This window comes from Vreelandella subglaciescola, assembly GCF_900142895.1.
In the GTDB taxonomy this organism is placed as follows: Bacteria; Pseudomonadota; Gammaproteobacteria; order Pseudomonadales; family Halomonadaceae; genus Vreelandella; species Vreelandella subglaciescola.
Genome location: NZ_LT670847.1, coordinates 981,889 through 1,005,014, shown reverse-complemented (window position 1 = coordinate 1,005,014; position 23,126 = coordinate 981,889). Strand labels below are relative to the sequence as shown.

The following is a 23,126-nucleotide window of genomic DNA, read 5'->3' as shown; positions in this document are numbered from 1 at the left end:
GGCAAACGAGCCCACCGTAGTGCAGCCCTCAGCATTGGAACAGCCACTGGAACAGCCACTGGAACAACCCTATCTCGACCTGATGCGCACGGTGCTGGAAGAAGGCAGCGACCGCGGCGACCGCACGGGGACGGGCACGCGCTCGGTGTTTGGCCACCAGATGCGTTTTGACCTGTCACGCGGGTTCCCGCTGGTCACCACCAAAAAGCTGCATCTGCGCTCGATCATTCACGAGCTTCTGTGGTTTCTGCGCGGCGATACCAACATTGCCTACCTGAAAGATAACGGCGTGCGCATCTGGGACGCGTGGGCCGATGAAAACGGCGATCTGGGCCCGGTATATGGCTACCAGTGGCGCAGCTGGCCGCGTCCCGACGGCGGCCATGTGGATCAGATTGCTCAGGTGATCGAACAAATTCGTACTAATCCGCAGTCGCGCCGGCTGATCGTGTCGGCCTGGAACCCCGCCCAGGTCGATGACATGCAGCTGCCGCCGTGCCACTGTTTGTTTCAGTTTTATGTGGCAGACGGGCGGCTTTCGTGCCAGCTTTATCAACGCAGCGCGGATATTTTTCTCGGCGTGCCGTTTAACATAGCCAGCTACGCGCTGCTGCTGAGCATGGTGGCGAAGGTGGTGGGGCTTTTGCCGGGGGAGTTTATCCACACCCTGGGCGACGCCCACCTCTACAGCAATCATTTGGAACAGGCGCGCGAACAGCTGTCGCGCACGCCCAAAGCGCCGCCCCGGCTTGTGCTTGCGCCAGACGTAGATGACCTGTTCGCCTTTACGTTCGACGACATCCGCCTGGAAGGCTACGATGCCCATCCGCACATTAAAGCCAAGGTAGCCGTATGAGTCAGAGTTCCGCATTGCCTTCACCGCTATCCGAGCCGCTGATTCCCGTGGCGATGATCGCCGCGATGTCGCGCAATCGCGTGATCGGCGTTGACGGCCAGCTGCCCTGGTACTTGCCCGAAGACCTCAAGTTTTTCCAACGCATGACCCAGGCCAAGCCGCTGGTGATGGGGCGCAAAACCTTTGCCTCCATCGGCAAGCCGCTGCCCAACCGGTTGAACATCGTGGTCACGCGTGACACCGCGTTTGCCCACCCCGGCGTGCGGGTGTGCCATAACCTGCACGACGCGCTAGCGCTTGCCGAACACCACGCCACCATCGAGGCCGCAGAAGAAGTCATGGTGATGGGCGGCGGTGAGATATACGCACAGGCCATGCCCTACGCGCAGCGGCTGTATATCACCGAGGTTGATGCCAGCGTAGAGGGTGATACGCACTTTCCCGCTATCGACCTCACCCAGTGGCAAGAAACCCAGCGCGTGGCCGGTACGCCGGCCGACGGCCAGCCCGGCTATGATTTTGTGATATACGAGCGTCTTGAGCACGCCTAAAGGGAAGAGGAGTTACGTGATGCCCGCAAGCGTTACGCACCTGTTGGACGACCTGGAGGCACGCCTCGAGCAAGCGCATGCCGAGCTGGCTACGTTGCGCGATGAAAACCGGCGCTTGAAGTACCGCCTGGAACAAAAAGCGCTCGCGCCAGAGCCAGAGCTATCAGCACCAGCGGCGCCCGTAGCTGAGGCTATCGCGGAGGGGAAGACCATCGCCGGAAGACCAGCAGAGGCCAAGGAAGAAGGTATTGAAGAAGTGGAAGTAAACACAGCAGCAACAGATAACCCCACAATGCCGGCGGACGAGCCTGAGTCCGCGCATGAGGCGCCCAAACCTGAGGCACCTTCGCCCCAGGCGCTGCTCAAGCAGTGGTATGTGCGCTACCCGCAGGCATTTTTAACCGACCATACCAGCCCGCTGAAAGTCGGCATTCACGAAGATCTGGCGCGTCACGAGCCCTGGTCAAACAAGCTGATTCGTCGCGCGCTGGCGCACTACGTCAACTTACCGCGCTACGTCAAAGCGCTGCGTGAAGGCGCACCGCGGATTGATCTGGACGGCATCTCCGCCGGCGTGGTGGATGCCACCGCCGCTCAGGCCGCAATAGAAAAGCGCCGCCGCCAGGCGAGTAACAAGGGGCCTGCCGGGAAAGGAGGCGCCGGGAAAGAACGTACTGGAAAAGACAGTACAGAAAAGCCCCGTCGCCCGCACAAGCCCAGGGCGGCACAGCCCGAAACGCCGGCAGGCAAAGCGCAAAGCGGCGCCAAGCCGCAAAGTAGGGAAACAGCGCAGCCGCCCCAAAGCATGGAAGACAAGCTCGCCAGCCTTCAGCACCGTTTCGGCAGGGGCGATAGCTAGATAGATAGTCTCGAGAATTGTCGAGTCATCGCGCTTGCGACATGAAAAGAGGGAGCAAGTTCCTCAAAAAGACGCAAATCATAAAGAAACAGTGTTTTTTCTATTGCGTTCCCTTGAATCCCGGTATAGAGTTCTCCCTGCGAGCATTGGAATATAACAAGGCTTGAGCAGAACATGACGTTTTTTGGCAGGTAACACGCCGGAAATACAAGAAGAGCATGCTTTCAAGCCAATAGCGGGCGTAACGCCTGATAAACGATCGAAACAGTAAGCTAGTTAAGGAATTTATCCCATGAAAAAGACACTCTTAGCGACTGCTATCGCGGGTGCTGCCTTCGCTTCTGCCGGCGCTCAAGCTGCAACTATCTACAACGAAGATGGCACTAAGCTCGACCTCTACGGCAACATCCAGATTGCCTACTACGACGTTAACGACGCCGCCGGTGATAGCAAAGATACGCTGACCGACAACGGTTCTACCGTGGGTTTTGCCGGTGAGCACCTGATCACCCGTGACTTGAAGGGCTACTTCAAGGCCGAGTTCGAGCACGACGCCGACGAAGCGAAGACTGCCGGCGGCCTGAACACCGGTGACCAGGCCTACGCCGGCCTGAAAGGCAACTTCGGTGACACCCGTGTAGGTTCCTGGGATCCGCTGATCGACGACTGGATTCAGGATCCGATCTCCAATAACGAATCCTTCGACGTTAAAGACAGCACCCAGAACATTATTGGTCTGTCAGATCGCGAAGGCAACAAGGTGTCCTACACCTCGCCGTCCTTCAGCGGCTTCCAGTTCGCCGTGGGTACCCAGTTTGAAGGCGATGCCGAAAGCTTCAACCCCGATGTTGATACCAACGTCGCTGGTCTGACAGGTCAGAAGGATTCTAGCAAAGGTGTCCAAAAGGATTCGGACAGCAACGCGTCCTTCTTCGGTGGTGTCAAGTACACCGCCGGCGCGTTCTCCATCGCCGCGGTTTACGATAACCTCGATAACTATGACGGTACCTATTCGGGCTTTGACAAAAACGACAATCCGGATACTCTCGATAATGACGCTGGCGACCAGTACGGCATCACCGCCGAGTACACCGTTGACACCCTGCGCCTGGCGCTCAAGCTCGAGCGTTTTCAAGCCGGTGACGACCTGATCGAAGACGTCAACTACTACGGCTTCGGCGCGCGCTACGGCTACGGCATGGGCGACATCTACGGTTCTTACCAGTACGTTGACGTCGGCGGCGACAGCTTCCTCGACACGGCTAAAGATGGCCTGGGGCATAATGACTTCCCGAACGACGGCGGCGAAAGCTACAACGAAATCACGCTCGGCGCGACTTACAACATCTCTGACGCGATGTACACCTTCGTTGAAGGCGGCCTGTACGATCGTAAAGACGATGTAGACGACGGCGTAGCAGTCGGTGCGGTTTACCTGTTCTAAACCGCTCCTGAGCCCGATAGTACCGGGCGGCCTACGTCTCGTAGGAAGCCCCGTAGGGTTTGAAAGATCAAAGCCGGCCCCCAGGGCCGGCTTTTTTGTGTTTTTCTTTTGTTTTTGTCCTTTGTTATCCTGCTTCTTGTTTCTCCACCTTTGTTTTCCCTTTTTGCATCCAACAGCGAGTAGAGCCAATGAAATCCGTCGTTATCATCACGCTGGCGCTAGGGCTTGGCGTGGCCAGTGCCCCAACGCTTGCCAGCGATATGCAGGAGCGTTTCCGCGAGGAAGGCAAGCAGCTGGACCTGACGCGCTTTTTACAGTCAAACAACGATGCGCGCAGCCGCAGCTTTTTCTACGGACGCGTTCACGAGCACGACTTCACCGTGGAAAAAGACGGCACCTACGTATTTGCCAGCCACGTACAGGGCGGGGAGTCGCAGGACTATCGCGTGTCCGCAGTGCTGTTGGACAGCGCGGGTAACGTGGTGGCGCGTGGCGAAGGGCTGGGCAACGCCGAAGGGCTCGCCTTGCAAGAGCGCCTGACCCAAGGCGACTACACGCTGCAGGTAGAAGGGCACAAGTTTGGCTCCAGCGGCAATTCGGGTGGCAACAGCTTCTACGTGACGGTAGAGGGCGCCGACGTTGACGATGGTGTATCCAGCGGGGACGGCATTGCCTTTATCGGCAACCGCCGTGGTGGCGGCAAAACCGCGTTTGTGCGCCGCTCAAGCGCCGTGGCAGCCGTGGCGCCGCCCAGCCAAACGTCAGAGACGCCAGAGACAGCGCCGGTTCAGTCCGCCGCTGAGCGTTCGGCTAGCCCAAGTGCGTCAGCGCCGGCCGCAAACGCCTCGACAGATAACGCCGCCGCGGCAGAGCAACCGGCGCCCAGGCAGGGCTTTGAAGAAGTTGTCACCGACGTCAAGATACGCGCCAGCGGCGAGGTCATGACCTTTGAGGTGCTGCAGAAGGGCACCATTGCGATTACTACCGCGACCTTCCCCGGCAACAAGGGCACCTACCGCATTGAAGCCGATGTGCTGGACAGCCAGGGCAACGTGGTGGCGCGTGATGCCGGCGAAGGGTTCGACGGTGATATCGACCTGCGCACCGAACTGGCCCCCGGTGAGTACCGCATCCGCGTACGCGGGCAGAAGTTCGGCGGCGCCCGCAGCGGCGTGAACAACTACGAGCTTAAAGTGCAGCAGCTCGACTAACGGAAACAGCCGTCAGAAGGCGTACTTGACCATGCCCTGCAGGCGCAGGGCGTTGCCGTCGCGCCCGTCGGCCACGTCGCGGGTGTGGTAGCCCATTTCCATGCCGTAGCTGATGCGCTTGGCCGGCGACCAGATGTAGTTCAAGTGCACGGCTTGAAACTGCTCGTTGGCGCCTTCTGCACCGGCCAGCCCGGCGTTGCGTAGGTCGTCAACGTCGGCGCGTGATATACCGTAGCCCAGGTTTATTGCCCCCGGGCCTACGGCAAGGCTCATGCCCAGGTTGGCGCCCCAGGCGCTGATGGTGTTAATTGAGTCGCCGTTAACAAACGCGGGCGCCGACGGATTATTCTGCAGGTATTCGCCAATGCCGTCGCCGTAGGTGAGCGCCCCGCGCAGCGCCAGACGCTCGGTAGCCTGAAGGCGTGCGGCGGTGCTTAGCCCCCAGCCGGTGGTGCTGTCGTCAATGCCTGTGCCATCGGCCTCAACGCTTAACCGGCGGGCAACGGCGGCGGCCGAGTAGGCCAGACGCTCGCTTGCGGCCTGATAGCGCAGGGTGATATCGGGCACCTCCTGCTTGGCGTCGGGGTGCGGGGCATAGCCGCCGCGCGCGGGGTTGAATTTGGCCGCTACGCTGTCTTTGAAGTCATCGGGGTCGGGATTTTCCAGCGCCACGTGAAAGCCGTTCCACGAGTAGCGCAGCTGCGCTTTGCGTCCGCTTTTGCTCTGCCCGGGGCTGGGGGCGAAATCGATGATCGGCGTGCGGCTCAGGCGGCTGCCGAAGTTGGTCCAGGTTTTGCCCGCGAGTACATCGTTCCAGCTGCCGTAGGCGTGGCGCAGGCGCAAATCGCCGCCTTCGGGCGGGTTATCCATCCAGTCGATTTCTACCCGGGTCACCAGCGGGCTTCCCTCAACGGGCGTTTGTGTTTTGAATCCCAGCCGGCTTTGGTAAGGGTGCATGGTAAAATGCCCGTCGCTGCCGCGTTGGCCGTCAATCAGAATGCGCGGCCTTGCCGCGAGATCGCCCAGATCGTTATCCACATCGTAAATCAGGTCGAGCTTGGCAAAGCCGTAAACGCTGGCCGTGGTAGTGCCCATTTTGAACTCGACCGCGCCGGCCTGCTGGCTGAGCAAAAGCGCGAGCATGCCGGCGGGCAGGGCCGCACGTGTCAGACGGAAATAAGGTGTCATGGCAGCGTATCCTTGAGTGGCCCCCGCGTGGCGGATGGGCGTGGTGTTAAGTCAGCCGGGGCAAGAATACGGGGAATGCCATGCGTATGATGTTGATTGTCGTCAATTTACGCTGTTTTTATTGTTAAATAATAAATTATTGGTTGAATGTTCTGTTATTTATATTAAAGAAAGATTATGGCGTTGATCTGCGTCGGGTTTTGTATTCAGCATAGACGCTGGGCCTGAACCTCCACGCGGACTCAAGTTTCGTGTAATGTACAGCCTCCGTACGGTAGGCAGTGAGCGCTTGACGGCGTGTATTAACGATCAGCTAAAGGGGAGCGCGTGGCTCTGAAGCAATGGACAACCCAGTGGTTAAAACCGCGGCTGATCTCGTGGTTGAAAAATATGGGTGCGTTGCGCTCACTTCGCGGGCGCTTGGTGCTGGGGCTTGCCTTTACCTGGATTCTGGTCGTTGCATTGGTGTTGGCCCTGGCCTGGCATCTGGGTAAAAACATGGTGCAGGAGACCAGCCTTGCGCACCTGCGTTACGAAACCAGCATGCTGGCTGATGAAATCACTCATCAGGTCAACTCGCGTACACGTGCGCTTGAACATGTGGCTGAAGTGACCGTTGATCACGTATCAAAAGAATCGCTGCAGTGGCGGCTGGAACACAACGATGCGCTGCTGGAGTGGTTTGAACGGCTGGTTATCACCGATGCGCAAGGCAATATAGACGCCAGCTGGCCGTTCATTGATAATTCACGCGGTATGAGCATAGGTGATCGTGAGTACTTCCGTATGATCAAGGGTGCCGGTTACTCCTACGTCAGTGAGCCGTTTATGGGGCGCGCAAGCAAGGTTCCCATGGTGATGATCGGTGTGCCGCGCCGGGATGCAAGCGGCGAGTTTGCCGGCATGGTGGGCGGGGCCATGAGTCTGCGCAGCGGCGGGCTGTTTTCCCGACTGGCACGCAAACAGGTAGGTGACGGCAGCTATATCAATATATTTACCGCCGCCGGCACGATTTTATACCACCCGGAGCGTGAAAAAATCCTGTCTAACGTCAAAACGTTATCGGGTAATCCCAAGCTGGAGCTGGCCATGAGCGGCTGGCAGGGCGATGCCGTGGGCAAGCTGTTCAACGGCAAGGCAGGCCTGCAGTCTTACGCTCAGGTATGGCCGGCCAACTGGGTGGTCGGGCGTTTCATGACCCTGGAGCAGGCACAGCTGCCGCTGGCGGGTTTTATCAAGCGGCTGTGGTGGGTCTGGGGGATCATGGCGCTCTGGATGCTGCCTCTGTTGTGGTGGGTGCTGGGCAGTATGCTGCAACCCCTGCGCCACCTGGAAATCCAGATCGGTGACGTGGGGCACGGGCGTCGTGAACGCCTTGACCTGACCAGTGACGTGGTCGAGTTTCAGGAAATTGCCGAGACATTCAATCGCGTAGAAGCCGAGCGCAAGGTGCTGCTGGGCAGCCTTAAAGAGCGCGAAGCGTTCTTTAACGCGATTCTTGATTCCACGCCACAGGGCATGTTCGTGGCTAATTTTGACGGTGAAATCACCTATATGAACCCGCCGTTGATTGCCCTGCTGGGTAGTTCAGAGACGTTGGCCACGTCGCAATGGCTTGAGTACATTCATCCGGGGGATCGCGCCGGCACCGTTGATATGTGGCGCCACAGCTTGATCACCCACAACGACTTTCAGCGCCAGCTGCGTTTTATCCGGCCTGATCATGAAACGCTATGGCTTGAGGTGCATGCTCGGGTTGTCATGCTCTCCAAGGGCGGGCATTCGCTGGGGCTGGTGGGCATGATGAAAGATATTACCCAGCGGCGTGAGGAGGAGGCGCTGGCGCGTTGGGAAGCCGAGCATGATCCGCTCACGGGGCTTTTGAATCGCCGCGGCTTCGAGCGTCGGCTGGGCGAGGCCTTTGCCGAGTACCAGAAAACCAGCACGCCCTCGGCGCTGTTGCTGTTTGATCTTGATCATTTCAAACCGATCAACGATGAAGGTGGCCATGCGCTGGGCGATGAAATGCTGCGCCGCATTGCCCAGGTGGTAGCCTGGGAAGTGCGCCGCAGTGACCACGTCGCGCGCCAGGGCGGCGACGAGTTCGGCGTGCTGTTGCCCAGCTGTACGCTGGGTCAAGCCGAGCGCATTGCCGAGTCGCTGCGCGTGGCAGTGAGCGAAATTTCCGTGACTCATGAAGGCCAGGAGTACGGGGTTACGTTAAGCATTGGCGTGACGACATTTGACGACGCGGACCAAACGGTAGACGCGGCGCTCTCCCGCGCCGATGCGGCCAGCTATGAAGCCAAGGCGCGCGGGCGCAACGCGCTGGTGGTCAGTGTCCCCAACGAGGGCGGTATGCGAGCGTTGTTCGGCTGATGCACCTGATTGATATTTTTGCGCGTACGCTTGAGGTGACGCTGCCGGTTTTCGCCATGGTATTCGTCGGCCTTGGCTTAAGGCGTATCGGCTGGATTGACGGAGCCTTTGTGGCTACCGCCTCAACGTTGGTATTCAAGGCCACGTTGCCGGCGCTGGTGTTTCTCAGCCTGATTCGCGCAGATTTAAGCGTGGCGCTGAATGTACCGATGCTGGCGTTTTTCGCGCTGGCCACCGTCGCCCAGTTTGCTTTGTGCTGGCTGTGGGCGCGCTATCGCGTGGCCAGGGCCGACCGCGGTGTCTACATTCAAGGCGCGTTTCGCGGCAACTGCGGCATTGTCGGGCTGGCGCTGGCCGCCGCCATGTACGGTGACTACGGCCTGTCGACGGGCAGCGTGCTGCTGGGCGTAGTGATTGTGCTCTACAACAGCCTCTCGGTCGTGGCGCTTGTCACTTTTCAGCCAGGTCAGGCCAGTACCGGCGCGCTGGTCAAAAACATTGCCACCAACCCGCTGATTCTTGCTGTGTTGGCCGCTCTGCCGTTTGCTGCGCTGGGCATCACCTTGCCCGGCTGGCTGATGCATACCGGTGATTTGTTCGCCTCACTCACGCTGCCGCTGGCGCTTATCTGCATTGGCGGCACGCTGTCCATTGCCTCGCTCCGGGAGGGTCGTCGCGTCGCCATCAGCGCCAGCCTGTTCAAAATGCTCTGGCTGCCCGGGCTGGCGACGCTGGGCGCCGTTCTCTGCGGTTTCCGCGACCGCGAGCTGGGCCTGCTGTTTCTCTACTTTGCCAGCCCCACGGCGGCGGGCAGCTTTGTCATGGCCCGAGTGCTGGGCGGCAACCCGGCGCTGGCTGCCAATATCATCGCCATCACCACGCTCGCTGCCAGCGCCACGGTAACGCTGGGCATCTTCGTGCTACAGGTGCTTGGGTGGGTGTAGTTTTCCGGGATGGAAGACATCCAAGCGGAGCAGGCGGTTGGCGGCCACGGCGCAAAGCGTTACACTAGCCGCGCTTTTTCAAGCCCTCGCATATTGCCCCTATAGCTCAGCTGGATAGAGCGTCCCCCTCCTAAGGGGAAGGCCTCAGGTTCGAATCCTGATGGGGGTACCAATAAAATCAATGACTTGCGTCTATATAGCGCCGGCATTGAATCGCTTTTTCTCGCTTCGCCCCCACACACGCCCCCACAGAAAATGCTCGCTACCCTGCTGGGCTGGGTGGGTGTACAGCCATAAAAAAGCCCGACACTTGGCCGGGCGTCTTTGCTCATGGTGCGGCTATGTCAGGTGCTGGGTACCGCGCTGTGCCATTGTCTCCTGCGTGCCAACGTACATTCCTACCGCATTTTTCGCCCGGCCCCCCAAGCCACCAAAGTCGGGCAGCGAATAACGCGCCGCTTTCGTTTCGTCACGGTCGATCCCTAGCCGGTGCGCTTCGCTCAGTGGAATCTGCCAGTCGCGGATTGCGTTAGCCTTGCCTATCTCAGCGGCCACGGCCTCCATTTGTTCCACCAGGGCGGCCAGCTTTTCGCCTTGGGTCAGGATCGTGGCGCGGTGTTGTTCGGCGGCCTTGGTCAGCCGGCGGGCCTCTTTCAGATCCGCTTTTTCCTGCTTATCGTCGGCAATTTGCTGGGCCGCGTCACGCTTCAGGTCTAGCTGGTGCAGTTGGGTACGCAATCCAGCACAACGGCTCTCCAGCGCGTCCGTTGGGCGGCCTGTGGCAAGCGCGTTGCCCAGTGCCGACTCGTCAGATTTAAGGCGGGCTTGGGCGTCGGTAATCTCTTGCTTAACCTGCTCTACTGTATTCATTAGCGCCCCCCTGCATTGCCGGTGGGCTTTCGCCATTGCTCGGTCATGGCGGTGGTGGCAGCATCGCGCTTGCTTTGCGCAGGCGGCGCGGTGTCGCTGTGTGTGGCAGCCTTGGGGCGCTTCCACTGCTGGGCCATATCATCGGCAGCGGCATGGCGGCGGCTGTCATTACGCGAGCCTTGGGCCGGCATGGCGGCATCGGTGCGGGCGCTGTCTGTGGTGGCCGTGCCGCCGCCTAGAATTAGCGCTTCCCGGATCGCGTCGCCTGCGATTTGGTGCAGCTTATCCGGGCTTAAATCGCCGTGCATGGCCGCTAGGCGTCCGGCTACGGTGCTGACTAGCTTCGGGCTGTGTTGCTTAATCATGTGCGCTTGCCCTCCTGGGCTTTTCGCTGCTTTGCTAAATGCTTTTTGGACTGGCCGGGCATATGGCCGCCGTTACGGCCCTGGGCACCAGTACGCGCCTTGTGGAAGCCAGACGCCCGAAGCGTTTTCTGTTTCATTCCTTTGGCTCCTTGGTGTTTATCCACGTGCCGTCGGGCTGTTGCTGCATGGTAGCGGCGGGGCCGTCGGGTTTGCCCGCGCCCTGAATGATGATCCGTGTCACCTTGTCGGGCGTGTGTTCGCGCTCAAGCGCGGCTAGACGGCGGCCAGTGTCAAAGGCGGCCATTAGCATCTCCCCATGCCACCAGCGCCTCCAGCGACGCGAACGGCACCCGTGGTAGCCATTCCTGCGTTGTCTCGCCTGGGTACGGCTCGGGTGCCTCAAGGCCAAGCGATTGGCAGCCGGCGTGGATGTTCCACGGGTCGCTTTTTTCTGGGCTCTGGGCCTCCAGTGCCGTTAGCCGGGCGGTGGTGTTGCGTCTGGTCATTGCCGCTCCTCCAGCGTGTCGAGCCGCTGCCGGATTTCGTCAATTTCGGCCAGCTTGGCAAAGCCGGCGATGCTATCCATCAGCGCCTTACCGGTCTGCGGGTCCAATGTCCCGGCGGCCACGGCGGCCAGCACGCTTTCTGCTTTCTGGGTCAGGGTGTCGCCAGTCAGCTTGAAGGCCACCGGCTCGGCTGCCGGGCGATAGGCGGGAATAGCTCTATCAATGCACAGTTTTAGCGCCTGCGCGTCTCCCTCCAGGGCAAGCTCGACGGCCTTGGCCACCAGCTCGTTGCCGTGTTTGTTCAGCGCCTCACGCCACTCTGTGCGGCGATCTTTAACGCCCTTGGGCCTGCCTGCCGGGTTGCCGCTGCGGCCTTTCTCAAACGCCATGCGTCTTGCTCCCCGCCTGCTCTGAACAATGCCGCTCATAAATCTGAATCAGCGCGGCTTGGGCCATTGCGTCCCCACGGTTGGCGGCGTGCTGTAGCTGCCTGTAGTAGCCGGCAATGGCCTCTTTGCTTGGCCTGACGTTACGGCTGCCTGCCGGGCGTCCGCCTTTTGATTTCGTTGTGCTCATGATTCCGGCTCCTATCGGTGCAGGCTTACAGATAGTATAAAGCTATTGTGTGGTTTATTCCAGTAGTTTAAGGCTATTATTGGGTTTGTTGGCAGTAGGCGGCGGAATCTTAGCCGGGCTGGTTGTGTGTGGGATTTTAGGCGTTTTAGACGCATTTAGGCGCTAAGCGTCTAAATGCTGTAACCCGCATGGTTGTGGGCTTTGTTGTTTATTTTATATATATATTTAGACACTTAGACAGACACACACACACCGGCCACGGCGTTCGCCAATATGGGCGCTAGGGGGTGTGTCCCCTAAAAGCGTCTAAATGTCTAAATGTCGCCTGTAACCCGCGTGGTTGTGGGCTTTAGCATTTAGACGCCACTGTATAAATGGCGTTTTTTAGACGTCTAAAAACAAAAAACCCGGCACAATGGCCGGGCTTCGGTGCGTCATACCGCTTTAACCGTCAAAAAGCTGTGATTCAAAGCGAGCCTTGCTGCCTTCGGCCTGAATCATTGAGCCATCCTCAACAAGCGACACCACCACCGCGTTTTGCTCAGCGACGGAAAGCCGCCGGTAAGCGCGGCTAAATGCCGGTAATTGGCTGCGGTACAGAACTGCCTTCTGCTCAAGGCGCCCGCGAATCTGGTCGGCAGCCTTCACAGATATATGCTTGTCGCTGATTGCATCCTCGCCAGCAAATAGCGCCCTAGTGCGCTTGTACAGCCCCACACGCAACGCAAAGGCGGTATCCATATCATCGGCGCTTATCGTGGTGCGCTTGTCAGACAGCGCCACAAGCCCGGCTAGCTTGATTGCCTGCTCGCCAAGGCGCCCGCCGAACGGCGGGTCAATGTGCTTGATGGGCTCGGTTACGCTCATGTCCTGCTCCTTGAACCGTTCCCCTGCCTCGGGTGATATGTATACCGTGCCCGATTGTGCTACTAGCCACTCAAGCGGCTCCATCGTCCGCTGGCATGGTTCAAATTCGAAGCCCTCATAACGCTTTTCGGAGGGCGTTTTGCCCATCGGTAGATAAACGAAACGGTTATATGAGCCGCTATCCGCTTGGCTGGCGGTCATCGTTTCAATCATCCGTTCTGCGGTGCTTGTCGTGTACAGCGTGACGCGGGGGTTTTTGACGGGCGCGTATCTGTTCATCACGGCCCCGCCTGGGTGAACTGTCTCCAGCGCCGAGCTGTATATCTCCATCAGGTAGCCAAGCGCTTGTTGTGTGGGTGAGCCGCTCTCGGTGGTGCAAAGCCATTCGCCAAACTCATCGCTCAGCATCACTAGCGAGTTGTCATCCTCCAGGTGCTTGTGTAGCCCTTGCTTGCTGGATGGTGCCGAGCGCAGGATTTGCGGCAACGCGCCCGCGTTAAACACCTGGCGCTTTAGCCGTTCGTGGATGTACCGGAACGGCTTGCGGGTGCCTTCCTTGCCGCTACCAGTGCCGCCAAGCATCATGTACTGCTCATTGAAGCCCAACCCGCCCATGCTGTTGATGGTCAGGTGCGACTGTGCCAGCGACGTATAGATAGCCAACGCGGTGAAGCCGGCAGCCGCCGGGCTTGGGTAAATCATCGTGCCGTAAACGTAGTTTTGCAGCTCGCCAAGGCCGTGCGGTAGGGCTATCAAGTCGTCGGGGAACGGTGGCAAGTCGTCGCTTGTAGCGGCCTCTTGCTCGGCATCGTCGGCTGCCTTGCGGCCTGCCTTGGCATCAGCGCTGGCGGCGTCACGCTCCAGCTTTTTTCTTTCTGCGCCATTGGCGGCCATGTATTCCTGCTGGCGTTGCCTTTGGCCTTCGGGGTCTAGCTTGTTAGCCTCGGCACGCACTGCCTGGCTAAAGGCACCGCCGTACTCCAGCGCCACTACCACATCGAACACGTCATTCGCGTAGCCGTTCGCCAGCGCGTCGCTGCCGTGGTGGCTATAAACGCGCTCCTTACCATCGTCTCCGGTCAGCAGCACGACGCCGGGAATGCCGCTTGAGCTATCCGGACAACGCCAGCGCGTGCCGGTTTTGGTGTATCCGGCGCCGCTCAGGATATCGCCAATGCGGTACGCCTCGACCACCTTTTCGATAATGCCGCCATCGTTGGCGCTCACGTTGGCTCGGGGCTTGGCCGGTGCTGCTTTAGCCACGGCTAGCGTGTCCTCTGCCAGCCCGTGCTCTGCCATAATGCGCAGGAACTCGGCTTTTATCGCTGCCAGGTTGTCGCGACTCAGGGCGGGCAACTCGTGCGGCTCAATGTCGTGAATCTGGCCGCCGCTCCATTCGTAGGGCTTGCCGGTGTCGGGATGCGTGGCATACGCCACGAACTGGTTTCCAGCGCCTAGCACCTCAAGCTGTACCTTGTCGGCGTTGTCGCCCTTGATCCCGTCCTTCCATAGCGCCTTGCTGGTGAACTCGCCTTTTGCCAGCGGCTCGCCATCGTCGAAGCGGAACGGTACCAGGAACTTGGGTGCCTTGCCGACGCGCTCCAGCGGCATACCCCCGAGCTCGGCTAAGTATTGGTCTAGCCACGCTTTGAAGGCGGCGGCGGCCTCGGGGTGCGGTATGTCAGCATCCAGCCCATGCACAGCCGTCGTGAAGCCCTCAACGGGGCCGCACACGACGCCAACGCCAGCACCTGCCCACTGCTCAGGGGTGATAGGGTTTTCTTGCCATGCGTTACCGCTGGGCCGCTTGCTGCCGGGCTTGATGTTGCAGCACGGGAACGCCTCTATCAGTCGCTTGGCAGCGGCTGGGGTGCTATCCTGCTGGGGTGAATTAATACCTTGAGCCTCGCCAGTGGTTGCTGCCACGACGGGGTTTTTTTGTGCGCTAGTCATCAAGGCTGCCCCCTTGCTCAATCACGAACGCCCTCAGCTTGGCGCGCTCCTTAAGGGTCGGGGTGTAGCGGCCATACCATGACGGGGTGTTGTCTTTAGTCACGAACGGCACGCGGTCACACTCTAATTCTATGCCCAGCTTGCGACGTAGCTCCCCGATGTAGTGCGGGCCATTGCTCGCTGGCGCGATAACGTCGGCTTGCTCACGGGTAATAGGGCCAGCCGCCAGAACGGCAGCAAGGCGGGTTAGGCGCGGGCTCATGGGGCCACCTCCCCAGCGCGGGCTTGCTCCCAACGCTCAAGGTCAGCCAAGCGCCAACGGGTAGCGCGGGGGCCAATCTTCACGGGTGCAGGTATCACGCCTTCAGCCAGCCAGCGCCACCAGGTCGAACGGGCCACGCCGTAACGCTCGCAGGCTTCTACGTCTTTAAGGAATGTTGCTTGGATAGTCATCGGTAAACCTCGGCAGTTGTAGGACGCTGCTAAGGTTCTGGTAGGGGGCGGTGGGGGCGCTTAGCGCAGGTTCGCTTTTCTCAATACCTCTCTAACATGCTTTGACGTATAGCCCAGCCGCTCCGCAATTATGGCGGCGCGGTTGCGTTCTGGCCTGCTGCCCAAGCTGTGCCAACGCTCGATTATTTCGCTGTGCTTTTGCTGCGCTGCCTCCCTGCGCTCAACGCCTGCGTTTTCCCCGCCGGTGCTGCGTCCTTTTTGAACGGCAACCCCATCGGAGTACGCAAGTGCATACTCATGCTTGACTAGGTAACGACCGGCGGCGGCTTGGCAGTCGGGGTGGTGCTCTGCGTTGTTGGAATAAAGCCACAGCATGACGGCTAGCGGATGCACAGCTAGCAGGCACGCATCCGGGAAAAGCCCAGCCGGGAAGGAAAGCGGCCATGTTTCGGGAAACATAGGTTCGCCCGGCTCTATCTTTACGTTTGCCGCCAGCTCCTCAAGCGTCAGGCCGGTGGCCTTCATCGCGGCTTGTGTTAAGGCGTTGTCCCTGACGTTATCCAGTACTGCACTATCCATCACCCCGCCTTATTCACCGGGCTGAGACAGAAAAGAAGATGGCGAGCAGTTTCTCTTGTAGAATCAATATGTTCCTAACCGAACTTGACTCAAGAGGACCACTCGCCATGGGTGAAAGCCTATCCCCCTGGACCCCGTCATGCAACGGGTCCATCCGCGTCGAGCTCAGCGGCCATCGCACCACCAGCGACAGCGGTGCTTTGCTGTTGCGTGAAGCCCTCGACAACAGCGGCATGATCGATGCGCTGGACGACCATCTGGTCGATCATCGCGACCCGGATCGCGTCCGCCACTCGTTAGCCAGCCAGCTGCGTACCCTGGTGCTGCAGCGTTCGATGGGCTGGATCGACCTCAGCGATACCGACACGCTCCGCCGTGACCCGCTCTGGCAGCTAGCCTGCAGTGATGCCCGCGGGACAACGCCGTTGGCTCAGGACCGGCCATCTCAAGCGACGCTGTCGCGGCTGCTGACGTGCCTGGGCCGCGACGACAATATCGATACCGTGCATGAGGGCCTGCTGCGGCTGGCGGTCTGGCGACTGACCTCGCTGGACGGCGGCGAACGCCCCGAGCATCTGACGCTGGACATCGACGGCTTGCCGATCGACGTCCACGGCCACCAGGGCGGTTCGGCGTTTCATGGACTTTACGGGGCCAGAATCTACTCGCCTTTGGTGGCCTCGCTGGCAGAGACCGGCGACATGGTGGGCGGTCTGCTGCGTGAAGGTAACGCCGGCCCAGCCGAGAATGCCGATACCTGGATCCCACATCTGGTGCGGCGACTCAACGAGAGCACCGGGGCCAAGGTCAAGGTACGCATCGACGCGGGTTTCACCGACAACGACACGCTTGAGGCGCTGGAAGATCGCGACATCGAGTATCTGGGCCGGTTGCGCAGTCATACGGGCCTGCAGACACTGGCAGCGCCACATCTGAAGCGGCCACGCGGCCGGCCCCCCGAGCAACCTCGGGAATGGTGCCATGACCTGGCGTACCAAGCCGGTACCTGGCCGGCGCCGCGGCGCGTGGTGCTGGTGGTACAAGAGCGGCCCGATGATCTGCTGCTGCATGCCTTCTTTTTGGTCACCAACCTCGGCAAGTTCAACTGGCCGCCGGAAAAGGTCCTGGCGCTTTATCGCAAGCGCGGCAGCGCCGAAGCCCACATGGGCGAGGTGAAGTCGGCGCTCGACCTGCATCTCTCCTCGACTGATCGCGGTGTCTCCACCGTCCAGGACGTCATGGCCCGCAACGAGGTAAACCTGCTGCTGACTCTCTGCGCTTATCAGGTGCTACACGGGCTGCGTTGCCTGTTGGAACGACAGACCCGGCAGGGCTGGAGCCTGAAGCGGATGCGCGAGCAGGTGCTTAAGGTGGCCGCCACGCTGACAGTGCACGCCCGGCGCATCACCGTGCACCTCGGCGATGCCGCCGATAAATGGTGGCCATCTTTACTGAAAGGGTTGCCGCGGCTGACGGCATTGACCTGACACGTCGCATTACTCAGCCTTTTCCAGCAGACAAAACGGCCACTATGGAGGCCGACGACCACGGCTGCGCCGTCACTCGAAACCAATGAACTTCAGTTATAAATATCACGGCATTGATACGATAAAGCTATGTGCTAATCGGCTACTCAGCGACCGTATGACATAAAAGCCGGTCGGTCCCGGTCACCACGGGACGTAAAACGCTCGTTCGGCGTCCTGATGAATAAGGCGGGTTTAAGCGTCTCGATCGTCGCTCCTCCTGCGCTACACGCAAAATACGACCGCGACCACAGTGCGGCACTTTTACTCAATCGCGGAATGTGGCCATTTAATAATCGAATACGTCGGGATGACGTAGATTTCAAATTATTGACCAACACGCTAATCGCTAGCTTTGGCGGATACTCGACAAGAACATGAACGTGGTCTTCCTCGCCATCGAACTCAATAATACGGCAGTCCAGCTATCACTGTGTCGGCGTCAAGGCCGGTGATAGCTGGATCAAGGTGCCCAAGCTCAAGGCGATAAAAGCCCGTATCCACCGTCCGATAGCCGGTAAGCTGAAAAGCATCACGCTGTCTCGCACTGTCACCGGCAAACACTACGCCTCGTTGCTGTTTGAAACGGAACAAGCCGAACCGGCACCGTTAATGGATATTGAGGCCGCTAATGTTGTCGGCCTCGACATGGGGCTCTCGCACCTGGCCATTGATTCCAATGGCACGAAAACAGCGAATCCGCGCTTTATCAAGCAGGCGCAGAAGAACCTCAAGCGTAAACAGCAGTCACTATCGCGCAAGACAAAAGGCAGTGCCAAACGGGCTAAAGCCCGCCTATTGGTTGCCAAAGCTCACGAGCGGGTGGCCAATGCCCGCAACGACTTCCAGCACAAACTTTCTCGACAGATCGTTGACGACAACCAAGCGGTGATCGTCGAGACACTGAAAGTTAAAAACATGATGCAGAACGGCAAACTCGCCAGGCATATTGGCGATGCGTCGTGGCATGCTTTGATCACCAAGCTGGCGTACAAAGCGAAGGAACAGGGCAAGCACCTGGTCAAAATAGATCAATGGTTTCCCAGCTCCAAAACCTGCCATGCCTGCCAGCACAAGATGGCCTCAATGCCGCTGAATGTTCGATCGTGGGATTGTCCTCATTGTGCATCCTCAAATGATCGGGATATCAACGCGGCCCTGAACATCAAGTGTCAGGGCCTGATCCAGTTAAAGGCGGAAGGGCTGTCCGTCTCTGCCCATTGAGGCTCGCGTAAAGCCGGCACGTTGTCGGTAGCAGCCGTTGAAGTGGGAAGCCCCGTCCGTGGCGCGTCAGCGCTTAGGGCGGGGAGCAGTCACGAATAGCCAAGTGCGGCGGCAGAGCCTTTTTCAGGATGATTTTTCCTATCGTCATGGCCTCGCAAGCCACCGTCAGCGTCTAATGAGGTGGCGGCAAGTTCCTGAGTCAGGCGCTCCATGAGATCCCCGCTGTGGCGCCAAAAGTGCCAGTAGAGGGGCACAGATAGCGCATGGCCCGGTGCCAGGCTGATCAACTCGCCTCGTTCGACGGCTTCTTGTACCTGTATTATCGGTATCATGCCGTACCCCATGCCGGCGCTGGCCAGACGTACAAAGCCTTCCGATTCCGGACAGAGATGATACGGAAAGGGCCCGTGGTAGCCAAACTGGGACAGAAAACGATGCTGTAGCTGATCATTGGGTCCATAAACGATGGCCGGTGCCTGACGAAAGGCTTTCTCGCCGGGGCCATCGGGAAAATAATCGGCGACATAGTCGGGAGTGGCCATGGGATGATAGGTCATCGTGCCCAGTGATACGCATCGAGCGCCGGCTATTGGCTGGTCACTGGCACACAGGCAGGCAGCCACATCGCCATCTCGCAGGCGCTTGAGCCCCACATCCTGATCTTCGATCACCAGATCCATCAGAACGTTCTCGCGTCGACAGAAAGCACTGACGGCCGAGGCCCACCATGTCACCAGGCTGTCGGCGTTCAGGGCGATTCGCAGGCGGGGTGAGGCCGCCTCCAGCGTGGGTAACGTCTGGCCCAGCTCGCGTTCAAGCAGGCAAACTCGCTGATAATGATTCAGCAGGCGTTGTCCGGCTGGTGTGGCGGTCAGTTGCGGGTGGCGCACCAGCACGGGCTGACCCAGCCGAATTTCCAGAGTCTTGATCCGCTGTGACACCGCAGACTGGGAGAGGCCGAGCGCCTCGCCGGCACGTTCAAAGCCACCACATTCGATGACCGTTGCCAGAGCGCTGAGCAATTTGTAATCAAGCATAAGAAAATTTAATACAGGATAAGAAAGATGATTTTTTATCATAACGATGTATCGCTATTCTGTCATTCATGCTGAATGATCAATAAAGGATGATATCGATGTGGGAAAGTTATCTTACAGGCCTGCTGGTGAGTGGTGGCATCATTATTGCCATTGGCGCACAGAATGCCTATGTGCTTGGTCTGGCCGTGCGTCGTGAGCACCATTGGTGGTCAGCCGGACTTTGCATGAGTACCGACCTGTTGCTGATCACCGTTGGCATGTTCGGCGTCAGCGCCGTGCTGCTGGCGATGCCGGAAGCCATGGCGATAATGCGTTGGCTGGGCGTGGTGTTTCTGGCCTGGCTGGCAGCCCAGGGCCTTTATCGAGCGATTATGGGACGCCAGGGGCTGGAGCGGGCAGAGGCCGAAAAGCGGAGTGTTCTGGGCATTATCCTGACCACTCTGGCGGTGACGGTACTGAACCCCCAGGTCTATCTGGATACCCTGTTGCTGATTCCATCGGTGGGAGCCCAGCAGGAGAGTGAGGTGGCCTTTGTGGCGGGCGCGGGCAGTGCCTCGATGCTATGGTTCGGGCTACTGGCCTGGTGTGGCGCCCTGTTGTCTCCCTGGTTATCGACGCCTCGTGCCTGGCGGCTGATCGATGGCGTAATTGCGCTGATGTTGGCAGTGATTGCCCTGAATCTGGCCCTCGGCTGAAGCGTCCGAGCGATTCAGTGGCGCGGGGGTTATTAACTGGTTCTTGATCCAACGTCGTAGTGGCTGCGGCATGAGGTATTTGAGCGAGGTAGGCAGCTGGAGTAGTCTGAATGATCACAAACGAACATTAGCGTTTAAAAGCGAAATCCGCAGGCCACTACAACAACAGGATGCTTGCCATGGCTTCATATCTCTTGGCCATTGACCAGGGCACTACCAGCTCCCGCGCCATCCTCTTCGATCGGCAGGGATGCCGCATCGCCATGGCGCAGCGTGAGTTTCCCCAGCACTTTCCTCATGATGGCTGGATCGAGCATGACCCGGAGGATATCTGGGAGAGCGTTCTCACCACCTGCCGCGAGGTGTTGGCCGAGGCTGGGGTGGCCTCCCAGGCGATCGCCGGGGTCGGTATCACCAATCAGCGCGAGACGACCCTGGTGTGGGATCGGTACACGGGTAAGCCGCTGTATAACGCTATCGTCTGGCAGGATCGTCGCACCGATGAGGCCTGCCACGAGTTGCGCCGGGCGGGTCATCTCGATGATGTTCAGGCGCGGACGGGACTGCTGATCGACCCCTACTTTTCGGCTACCAAGCTGGCCTGGCTGCTCGATGAGGTGCCTGGTGCCCGGGCTCGGGCCGAACGGGGCGAGCTGGCCTTCGGCACCGTTGATACCTTCCTGATCTGGCGCCTGACCGGTGGCCGAGTGCATGCCACCGATGCGACCAACGCCTCGCGTACGGCCCTGTTCAATATCCATGAGCAGTGCTGGGACGAAGTGCTGCTGGATCTGTTCGATATTCCGGCGAGCTTGTTGCCGACAGTCCAGGATTCCAGTGACGACTTCGGTATAGTAGAACGCCAGTGGCTGGGGCATGAACTGCCCATCGCCGGCGTGGCGGGTGACCAGCAGGCTGCCCTGGTCGGTCAGGCCTGTTTCTCGCCGGGCATGGGCAAGAGCACCTATGGCACCGGCTGCTTCATGATCGTCAACACCGGTGAGAGCCCCGAGATCTCGCGTAATCGCCTGCTGACTACGGTGGCCTATCGGCTTAATGGCACGCCCACCTACGCCATAGAGGGCAGTATTTTCGTGGCGGGAGCCACTGTGCAGTGGCTGCGCGATGGCCTGCAACTGTTTGCCGATGCCGCCGAGACGGAGGCCCTGGCATGCCAGACGCGCAGTGGTCACAGCGTCTATCTGGTGCCGGCGTTTACCGGTCTCGGGGCACCGCACTGGGATCCCAAGGCGCGAGGCGCCATTCTTGGCCTGACTCGGGACACCGGGATTGCCGAGATCGTCGCCGCCGGTCTCCAGGCCGTCTGCTATCAGACGCGAGACCTGCAGGAGTGTATGGATGACGATATGGCGGCATCGCCTGGCATCCTGAGGGTCGATGGCGGCATGGTAGCCAACAATTGGGTCATGCAATTTCTCGCCGATATGCTCGGCGTCTCGGTGGATCGGCCGACGGTACTGGAGACCACGGCGCTAGGGGCCGCTTATCTCGCCGGGCTGCGCCTGGGCTGGTATCGCGACCTCGACGAGATTGCCGGGCTTTGGCAGTGCGAGCGGCGCTTTTCGCCGCAGATGGCCGAGGCAGAACGCGCGCGGCTATACGATGGCTGGAAAGAGGCCGTCGAGCGGGTGCGTACTCAATAGCCGGCTGCTGTTCGTGCTGTAAGCATATAATGTTCGTTTTCGATCATTATGCAGCGCAGTATGCATGCCAGTCTTTCGGCCACCCTCCGATCTATTGCTCTTGGACAAAAGTTTGATATATCCAAAATACCATTTTGAAACAGTGATATAACTTGAAAATAACGGACTCGTCAGTCAAATCGATAGTGTTTTCGGTTGAAGATATTTGTGTTTGAAAGCGAATCTCGACTAGGTTGTGTTGAACAGTCTCAGAACTCATAACATAACAACGAACTGTCGAGATCTGTATGTCCTTGATCCTAGATAACATCGACCACGTGGTCGGTGGCGCCACTCACATCTCGGGCGTGAGCCTGGAGCTGCAGCCGGGTTCCTTCAACGTCCTGCTGGGGCGGACGCTGGCCGGCAAGACTACCCTGATGCGCTTGATGGCGGGACTCGATGCGCCGACTCGGGGGCGCATCCTGATGGATGGGGAGGACGTGACCGGGCGCTCTGTGCGCAAGCGCAATGTGTCCATGGTCTACCAGCAGTTCATCAACTATCCGGCCCTCTCCGTCTACGACAACATCGCGTCGCCCCTCCAGCTGGCCAAGGTCGAGCGCGCCGAGATCGACCGCCGGGTGCGGGATGTCGCCGAGATGTTGCATATCGAGCATCTGCTTGATCGTCTGCCTCTCGAGCTGTCCGGCGGTCAGCAGCAGCGGACCGCCATGGGGCGCGCGTTGGTTAAGGATGCCGATGTCGTGCTCTTCGACGAGCCACTGGTCAACCTCGACTATAAGCTGCGCGAGGAATTCCGCGACGAGTTGCGTTCAGTGTTCAGCGAACGCAACTGCATCGCCGTCTATGCCACCACAGAACCCGCTGAGGCCCTGGCGTTGGGTGGCAACACCGCTGTTCTTAATGAAGGGCGCCTGCTGCAGTATGGCCGGACGGAAGACGTCTACCATCGTCCGCGCGATATCCTGACCGCGGAGATGTTTTCCGAGCCCCCCATCAACATCGTCGAGGGGACCATCTCCGGGGCCGAGGTAACCTTCGACAAGACGCTGCATTTCCCCATCAACGACGACTTGCGCACTCTGACGCCGGGGGAGTATCGCTTTGGCGTGCGCGCATCGCACATCTCGCTCACGCCCCGCGACAAGGATGACGTCGAGGTGAAGATGACCGTCGATCTGGCGGAGATCAGCGGCTCCGAGACCTTCCTTCATGTGCACAACGACCTCTTCCATATGACGGTACACCTCGAGGGGGTCCACGAGTTCCCGGTCGATGCCCCTGTGACACTGTATTTCCCGACCCACAAGGTCTATGCCTTCGATCGCCAGGGTGCGGTGGTGCATATCCCGACGCATCTAGGAGGCGTGTGA

General features: G+C 59.5%; 25 protein-coding genes, 1 tRNA gene and 1 pseudogene. 13 read left to right on the top strand and 14 right to left on the bottom strand.

Features of this window, described 5'->3' with window-relative positions:
• Positions 1–82 precede the first annotated feature (82 nt).
• From B5495_RS04670 to B5495_RS04650, 5 genes are all read left to right on the top strand, one after another.
• Complete coding sequence (locus B5495_RS04670) at positions 83–856, top strand: thymidylate synthase (RefSeq protein WP_231897267.1); 774 nt, start codon at positions 83–85, stop codon at positions 854–856.
• Positions 853–1,407 (top strand): dihydrofolate reductase, encoded by a 555-nt coding sequence (locus tag B5495_RS04665; protein ID WP_079551731.1) that lies wholly within the window; start codon positions 853–855, stop codon positions 1,405–1,407. The genes B5495_RS04670 and B5495_RS04665 overlap by 4 nt, the downstream gene beginning before the upstream one ends.
• 19 nt (positions 1,408–1,426) lie before the next feature.
• Positions 1,427–2,266, top strand: coding sequence for a ProQ/FINO family protein (locus B5495_RS04660; RefSeq protein WP_079551729.1), 840 nt, complete (start codon positions 1,427–1,429; stop codon positions 2,264–2,266).
• Positions 2,267–2,558: 292 nt separating this feature from the next.
• Entirely contained in the window at positions 2,559–3,710 is a 1,152-nt protein-coding gene (locus tag B5495_RS04655; RefSeq protein WP_079551727.1) for a porin, read from the top strand.
• A gap of 188 nt (positions 3,711–3,898) precedes the next feature.
• The gene (locus B5495_RS04650) at positions 3,899–4,921 is read left to right on the top strand and encodes a hypothetical protein (RefSeq protein ID WP_079551725.1); all 1,023 of its coding nucleotides are present in this window, start codon (positions 3,899–3,901) and stop codon (positions 4,919–4,921) included.
• Between the two features lie 12 nt (positions 4,922–4,933).
• On the opposite strand, the gene B5495_RS04645 is transcribed toward B5495_RS04650, so the two are convergent.
• Positions 4,934–6,109: a hypothetical protein gene (locus B5495_RS04645; RefSeq protein WP_079551724.1), complete on the bottom strand. Its 1,176-nt coding sequence runs from the start codon at positions 6,107–6,109 to the stop codon at positions 4,934–4,936.
• Between the two features lie 327 nt (positions 6,110–6,436).
• Between B5495_RS04645 and B5495_RS04640 the strand changes: the two genes are divergently transcribed.
• The 3 genes from B5495_RS04640 (at position 6,437) to B5495_RS04630 (ending at position 9,604) form a co-directional block, all read left to right on the top strand.
• Positions 6,437–8,488: a diguanylate cyclase gene (locus tag B5495_RS04640; RefSeq protein ID WP_331712891.1), complete on the top strand. Its 2,052-nt coding sequence runs from the start codon at positions 6,437–6,439 to the stop codon at positions 8,486–8,488.
• Entirely contained in the window at positions 8,488–9,432 is a 945-nt protein-coding gene (locus tag B5495_RS04635) for an AEC family transporter (RefSeq protein ID WP_079551722.1), read from the top strand. The genes B5495_RS04640 and B5495_RS04635 overlap by 1 nt, the downstream gene beginning before the upstream one ends.
• A 95-nt stretch (positions 9,433–9,527) precedes the next feature.
• Positions 9,528–9,604 (top strand) — tRNA-Arg (locus B5495_RS04630).
• 167 nt (positions 9,605–9,771) lie between these two features.
• Here B5495_RS04630 and B5495_RS04625 read toward each other — a convergent pair.
• From B5495_RS04625 to B5495_RS04585, 11 genes are all read right to left on the bottom strand, one after another.
• Positions 9,772–10,302, bottom strand: a complete 531-nt coding sequence (locus tag B5495_RS04625) for a hypothetical protein (RefSeq protein WP_079551720.1) — start codon at positions 10,300–10,302, stop codon at positions 9,772–9,774.
• Entirely contained in the window at positions 10,302–10,667 is a 366-nt protein-coding gene (locus tag B5495_RS04620; protein ID WP_079551718.1) for a hypothetical protein, read from the bottom strand. Before B5495_RS04620 ends, B5495_RS04625 begins: the two co-directional genes overlap by 1 nt.
• Positions 10,664–10,804, bottom strand: a complete 141-nt coding sequence (locus tag B5495_RS14585; protein WP_154045218.1) for a hypothetical protein — start codon at positions 10,802–10,804, stop codon at positions 10,664–10,666. The genes B5495_RS04620 and B5495_RS14585 overlap by 4 nt, the downstream gene beginning before the upstream one ends.
• Complete coding sequence (locus tag B5495_RS14580; RefSeq protein WP_154045217.1) at positions 10,801–10,971, bottom strand: hypothetical protein; 171 nt, start codon at positions 10,969–10,971, stop codon at positions 10,801–10,803. The genes B5495_RS14585 and B5495_RS14580 overlap by 4 nt, the downstream gene beginning before the upstream one ends.
• Positions 10,958–11,173, bottom strand: a complete 216-nt coding sequence (locus tag B5495_RS04615; RefSeq protein ID WP_079551716.1) for a hypothetical protein — start codon at positions 11,171–11,173, stop codon at positions 10,958–10,960. Before B5495_RS04615 ends, B5495_RS14580 begins: the two co-directional genes overlap by 14 nt.
• Positions 11,170–11,562, bottom strand: a complete 393-nt coding sequence (locus B5495_RS04610; RefSeq protein WP_079551714.1) for a DUF5681 domain-containing protein — start codon at positions 11,560–11,562, stop codon at positions 11,170–11,172. Before B5495_RS04610 ends, B5495_RS04615 begins: the two co-directional genes overlap by 4 nt.
• Complete coding sequence (locus B5495_RS04605; RefSeq protein ID WP_079551712.1) at positions 11,552–11,749, bottom strand: hypothetical protein; 198 nt, start codon at positions 11,747–11,749, stop codon at positions 11,552–11,554. Before B5495_RS04605 ends, B5495_RS04610 begins: the two co-directional genes overlap by 11 nt.
• Positions 11,750–12,193: 444 nt before the next feature.
• On the bottom strand, positions 12,194–14,569 hold the full coding sequence (locus B5495_RS04600) for a bifunctional DNA primase/polymerase (RefSeq protein WP_079551709.1): 2,376 nt from the start codon (positions 14,567–14,569) through the stop codon (positions 12,194–12,196).
• A complete protein-coding gene (locus B5495_RS04595) occupies positions 14,562–14,831 on the bottom strand; it encodes a hypothetical protein (RefSeq protein ID WP_079551707.1) in 270 nt (89 codons plus the stop codon). Before B5495_RS04595 ends, B5495_RS04600 begins: the two co-directional genes overlap by 8 nt.
• Positions 14,828–15,022, bottom strand: a complete 195-nt coding sequence (locus tag B5495_RS15110) for a helix-turn-helix transcriptional regulator (RefSeq protein WP_079551706.1) — start codon at positions 15,020–15,022, stop codon at positions 14,828–14,830. Before B5495_RS15110 ends, B5495_RS04595 begins: the two co-directional genes overlap by 4 nt.
• Before the next feature lie 60 nt (positions 15,023–15,082).
• The gene (locus B5495_RS04585; RefSeq protein ID WP_079551704.1) at positions 15,083–15,601 is read right to left on the bottom strand and encodes a hypothetical protein; all 519 of its coding nucleotides are present in this window, start codon (positions 15,599–15,601) and stop codon (positions 15,083–15,085) included.
• A 68-nt stretch (positions 15,602–15,669) separates the two neighbouring features.
• On the opposite strand from B5495_RS04585, the gene B5495_RS04580 reads away from it, so the two are divergent.
• Entirely contained in the window at positions 15,670–17,088 is a 1,419-nt protein-coding gene (locus B5495_RS04580; RefSeq protein WP_079550240.1) for an IS1380 family transposase, read from the top strand.
• A gap of 146 nt (positions 17,089–17,234) precedes the next feature.
• Here the strand turns inward: B5495_RS04580 and tnpA are convergent.
• Positions 17,235–17,552, bottom strand: a pseudogene (gene tnpA / locus B5495_RS04575) (IS200/IS605 family transposase); the annotation flags it as partial.
• On the opposite strand from tnpA, the gene B5495_RS04570 reads away from it, so the two are divergent.
• Entirely contained in the window at positions 17,536–18,351 is an 816-nt protein-coding gene (locus B5495_RS04570; RefSeq protein WP_331712897.1) for an RNA-guided endonuclease InsQ/TnpB family protein, read from the top strand. The pseudogene tnpA and the gene B5495_RS04570 sit on opposite strands and share 17 nt — an antisense overlap.
• An 89-nt stretch (positions 18,352–18,440) precedes the next feature.
• On the opposite strand, the gene B5495_RS04565 is transcribed toward B5495_RS04570, so the two are convergent.
• Complete coding sequence (locus tag B5495_RS04565) at positions 18,441–19,388, bottom strand: LysR family transcriptional regulator ArgP (RefSeq protein ID WP_079554906.1); 948 nt, start codon at positions 19,386–19,388, stop codon at positions 18,441–18,443.
• Positions 19,389–19,486: 98 nt separating this feature from the next.
• Here B5495_RS04565 and B5495_RS04560 point away from each other — a divergent pair, with 98 nt between their 5' ends.
• From B5495_RS04560 to B5495_RS04550, 3 genes are all read left to right on the top strand, one after another.
• Positions 19,487–20,086 carry a LysE/ArgO family amino acid transporter gene (locus B5495_RS04560; RefSeq protein WP_079551702.1) on the top strand — a complete coding sequence of 200 codons (600 nt, stop codon included), beginning with the start codon at positions 19,487–19,489 and terminating at the stop codon, positions 20,084–20,086.
• A 179-nt stretch (positions 20,087–20,265) separates the two neighbouring features.
• A complete protein-coding gene (gene glpK / locus B5495_RS04555; RefSeq protein ID WP_079551700.1) occupies positions 20,266–21,750 on the top strand; it encodes a glycerol kinase GlpK in 1,485 nt (494 codons plus the stop codon).
• A 287-nt stretch (positions 21,751–22,037) separates the two neighbouring features.
• Positions 22,038–23,126, top strand: a complete 1,089-nt coding sequence (locus B5495_RS04550) for an ABC transporter ATP-binding protein (protein ID WP_079551698.1) — start codon at positions 22,038–22,040, stop codon at positions 23,124–23,126.

What these genes read in the sequence shown, in the direction of transcription:
- B5495_RS04670 (WP_231897267.1), top strand. Translation starts at nt 83, where the DNA reads ATGCGCACGGTGCTGGAAGAAGGCAGCGACCGCGGCGACCGCACGGGG.
- B5495_RS04665 (WP_079551731.1), top strand. Translation starts at nt 853, where the DNA reads ATGAGTCAGAGTTCCGCATTGCCTTCACCGCTATCCGAGCCGCTGATT.
- B5495_RS04660 (WP_079551729.1), top strand. Translation starts at nt 1,427, where the DNA reads ATGCCCGCAAGCGTTACGCACCTGTTGGACGACCTGGAGGCACGCCTC.
- B5495_RS04655 (WP_079551727.1), top strand. Translation starts at nt 2,559, where the DNA reads ATGAAAAAGACACTCTTAGCGACTGCTATCGCGGGTGCTGCCTTCGCT.
- B5495_RS04650 (WP_079551725.1), top strand. Translation starts at nt 3,899, where the DNA reads ATGAAATCCGTCGTTATCATCACGCTGGCGCTAGGGCTTGGCGTGGCC.
- B5495_RS04645 (WP_079551724.1), bottom strand. Translation starts at nt 6,109, where the DNA reads ATGACACCTTATTTCCGTCTGACACGTGCGGCCCTGCCCGCCGGCATG.
- B5495_RS04635 (WP_079551722.1), top strand. Translation starts at nt 8,488, where the DNA reads ATGCACCTGATTGATATTTTTGCGCGTACGCTTGAGGTGACGCTGCCG.
- B5495_RS04625 (WP_079551720.1), bottom strand. Translation starts at nt 10,302, where the DNA reads ATGAATACAGTAGAGCAGGTTAAGCAAGAGATTACCGACGCCCAAGCC.
- B5495_RS04620 (WP_079551718.1), bottom strand. Translation starts at nt 10,667, where the DNA reads ATGATTAAGCAACACAGCCCGAAGCTAGTCAGCACCGTAGCCGGACGC.
- B5495_RS14585 (WP_154045218.1), bottom strand. Translation starts at nt 10,804, where the DNA reads ATGAAACAGAAAACGCTTCGGGCGTCTGGCTTCCACAAGGCGCGTACT.
- B5495_RS14580 (WP_154045217.1), bottom strand. Translation starts at nt 10,971, where the DNA reads ATGGCCGCCTTTGACACTGGCCGCCGTCTAGCCGCGCTTGAGCGCGAA.
- B5495_RS04615 (WP_079551716.1), bottom strand. Translation starts at nt 11,173, where the DNA reads ATGACCAGACGCAACACCACCGCCCGGCTAACGGCACTGGAGGCCCAG.
- B5495_RS04610 (WP_079551714.1), bottom strand. Translation starts at nt 11,562, where the DNA reads ATGGCGTTTGAGAAAGGCCGCAGCGGCAACCCGGCAGGCAGGCCCAAG.
- B5495_RS04605 (WP_079551712.1), bottom strand. Translation starts at nt 11,749, where the DNA reads ATGAGCACAACGAAATCAAAAGGCGGACGCCCGGCAGGCAGCCGTAAC.
- B5495_RS04600 (WP_079551709.1), bottom strand. Translation starts at nt 14,569, where the DNA reads ATGACTAGCGCACAAAAAAACCCCGTCGTGGCAGCAACCACTGGCGAG.
- B5495_RS04595 (WP_079551707.1), bottom strand. Translation starts at nt 14,831, where the DNA reads ATGAGCCCGCGCCTAACCCGCCTTGCTGCCGTTCTGGCGGCTGGCCCT.
- B5495_RS15110 (WP_079551706.1), bottom strand. Translation starts at nt 15,022, where the DNA reads ATGACTATCCAAGCAACATTCCTTAAAGACGTAGAAGCCTGCGAGCGT.
- B5495_RS04585 (WP_079551704.1), bottom strand. Translation starts at nt 15,601, where the DNA reads ATGGATAGTGCAGTACTGGATAACGTCAGGGACAACGCCTTAACACAA.
- B5495_RS04580 (WP_079550240.1), top strand. Translation starts at nt 15,670, where the DNA reads ATGTTCCTAACCGAACTTGACTCAAGAGGACCACTCGCCATGGGTGAA.
- B5495_RS04565 (WP_079554906.1), bottom strand. Translation starts at nt 19,388, where the DNA reads ATGCTTGATTACAAATTGCTCAGCGCTCTGGCAACGGTCATCGAATGT.
- B5495_RS04560 (WP_079551702.1), top strand. Translation starts at nt 19,487, where the DNA reads ATGTGGGAAAGTTATCTTACAGGCCTGCTGGTGAGTGGTGGCATCATT.
- glpK (WP_079551700.1), top strand. Translation starts at nt 20,266, where the DNA reads ATGGCTTCATATCTCTTGGCCATTGACCAGGGCACTACCAGCTCCCGC.
- B5495_RS04550 (WP_079551698.1), top strand. Translation starts at nt 22,038, where the DNA reads ATGTCCTTGATCCTAGATAACATCGACCACGTGGTCGGTGGCGCCACT.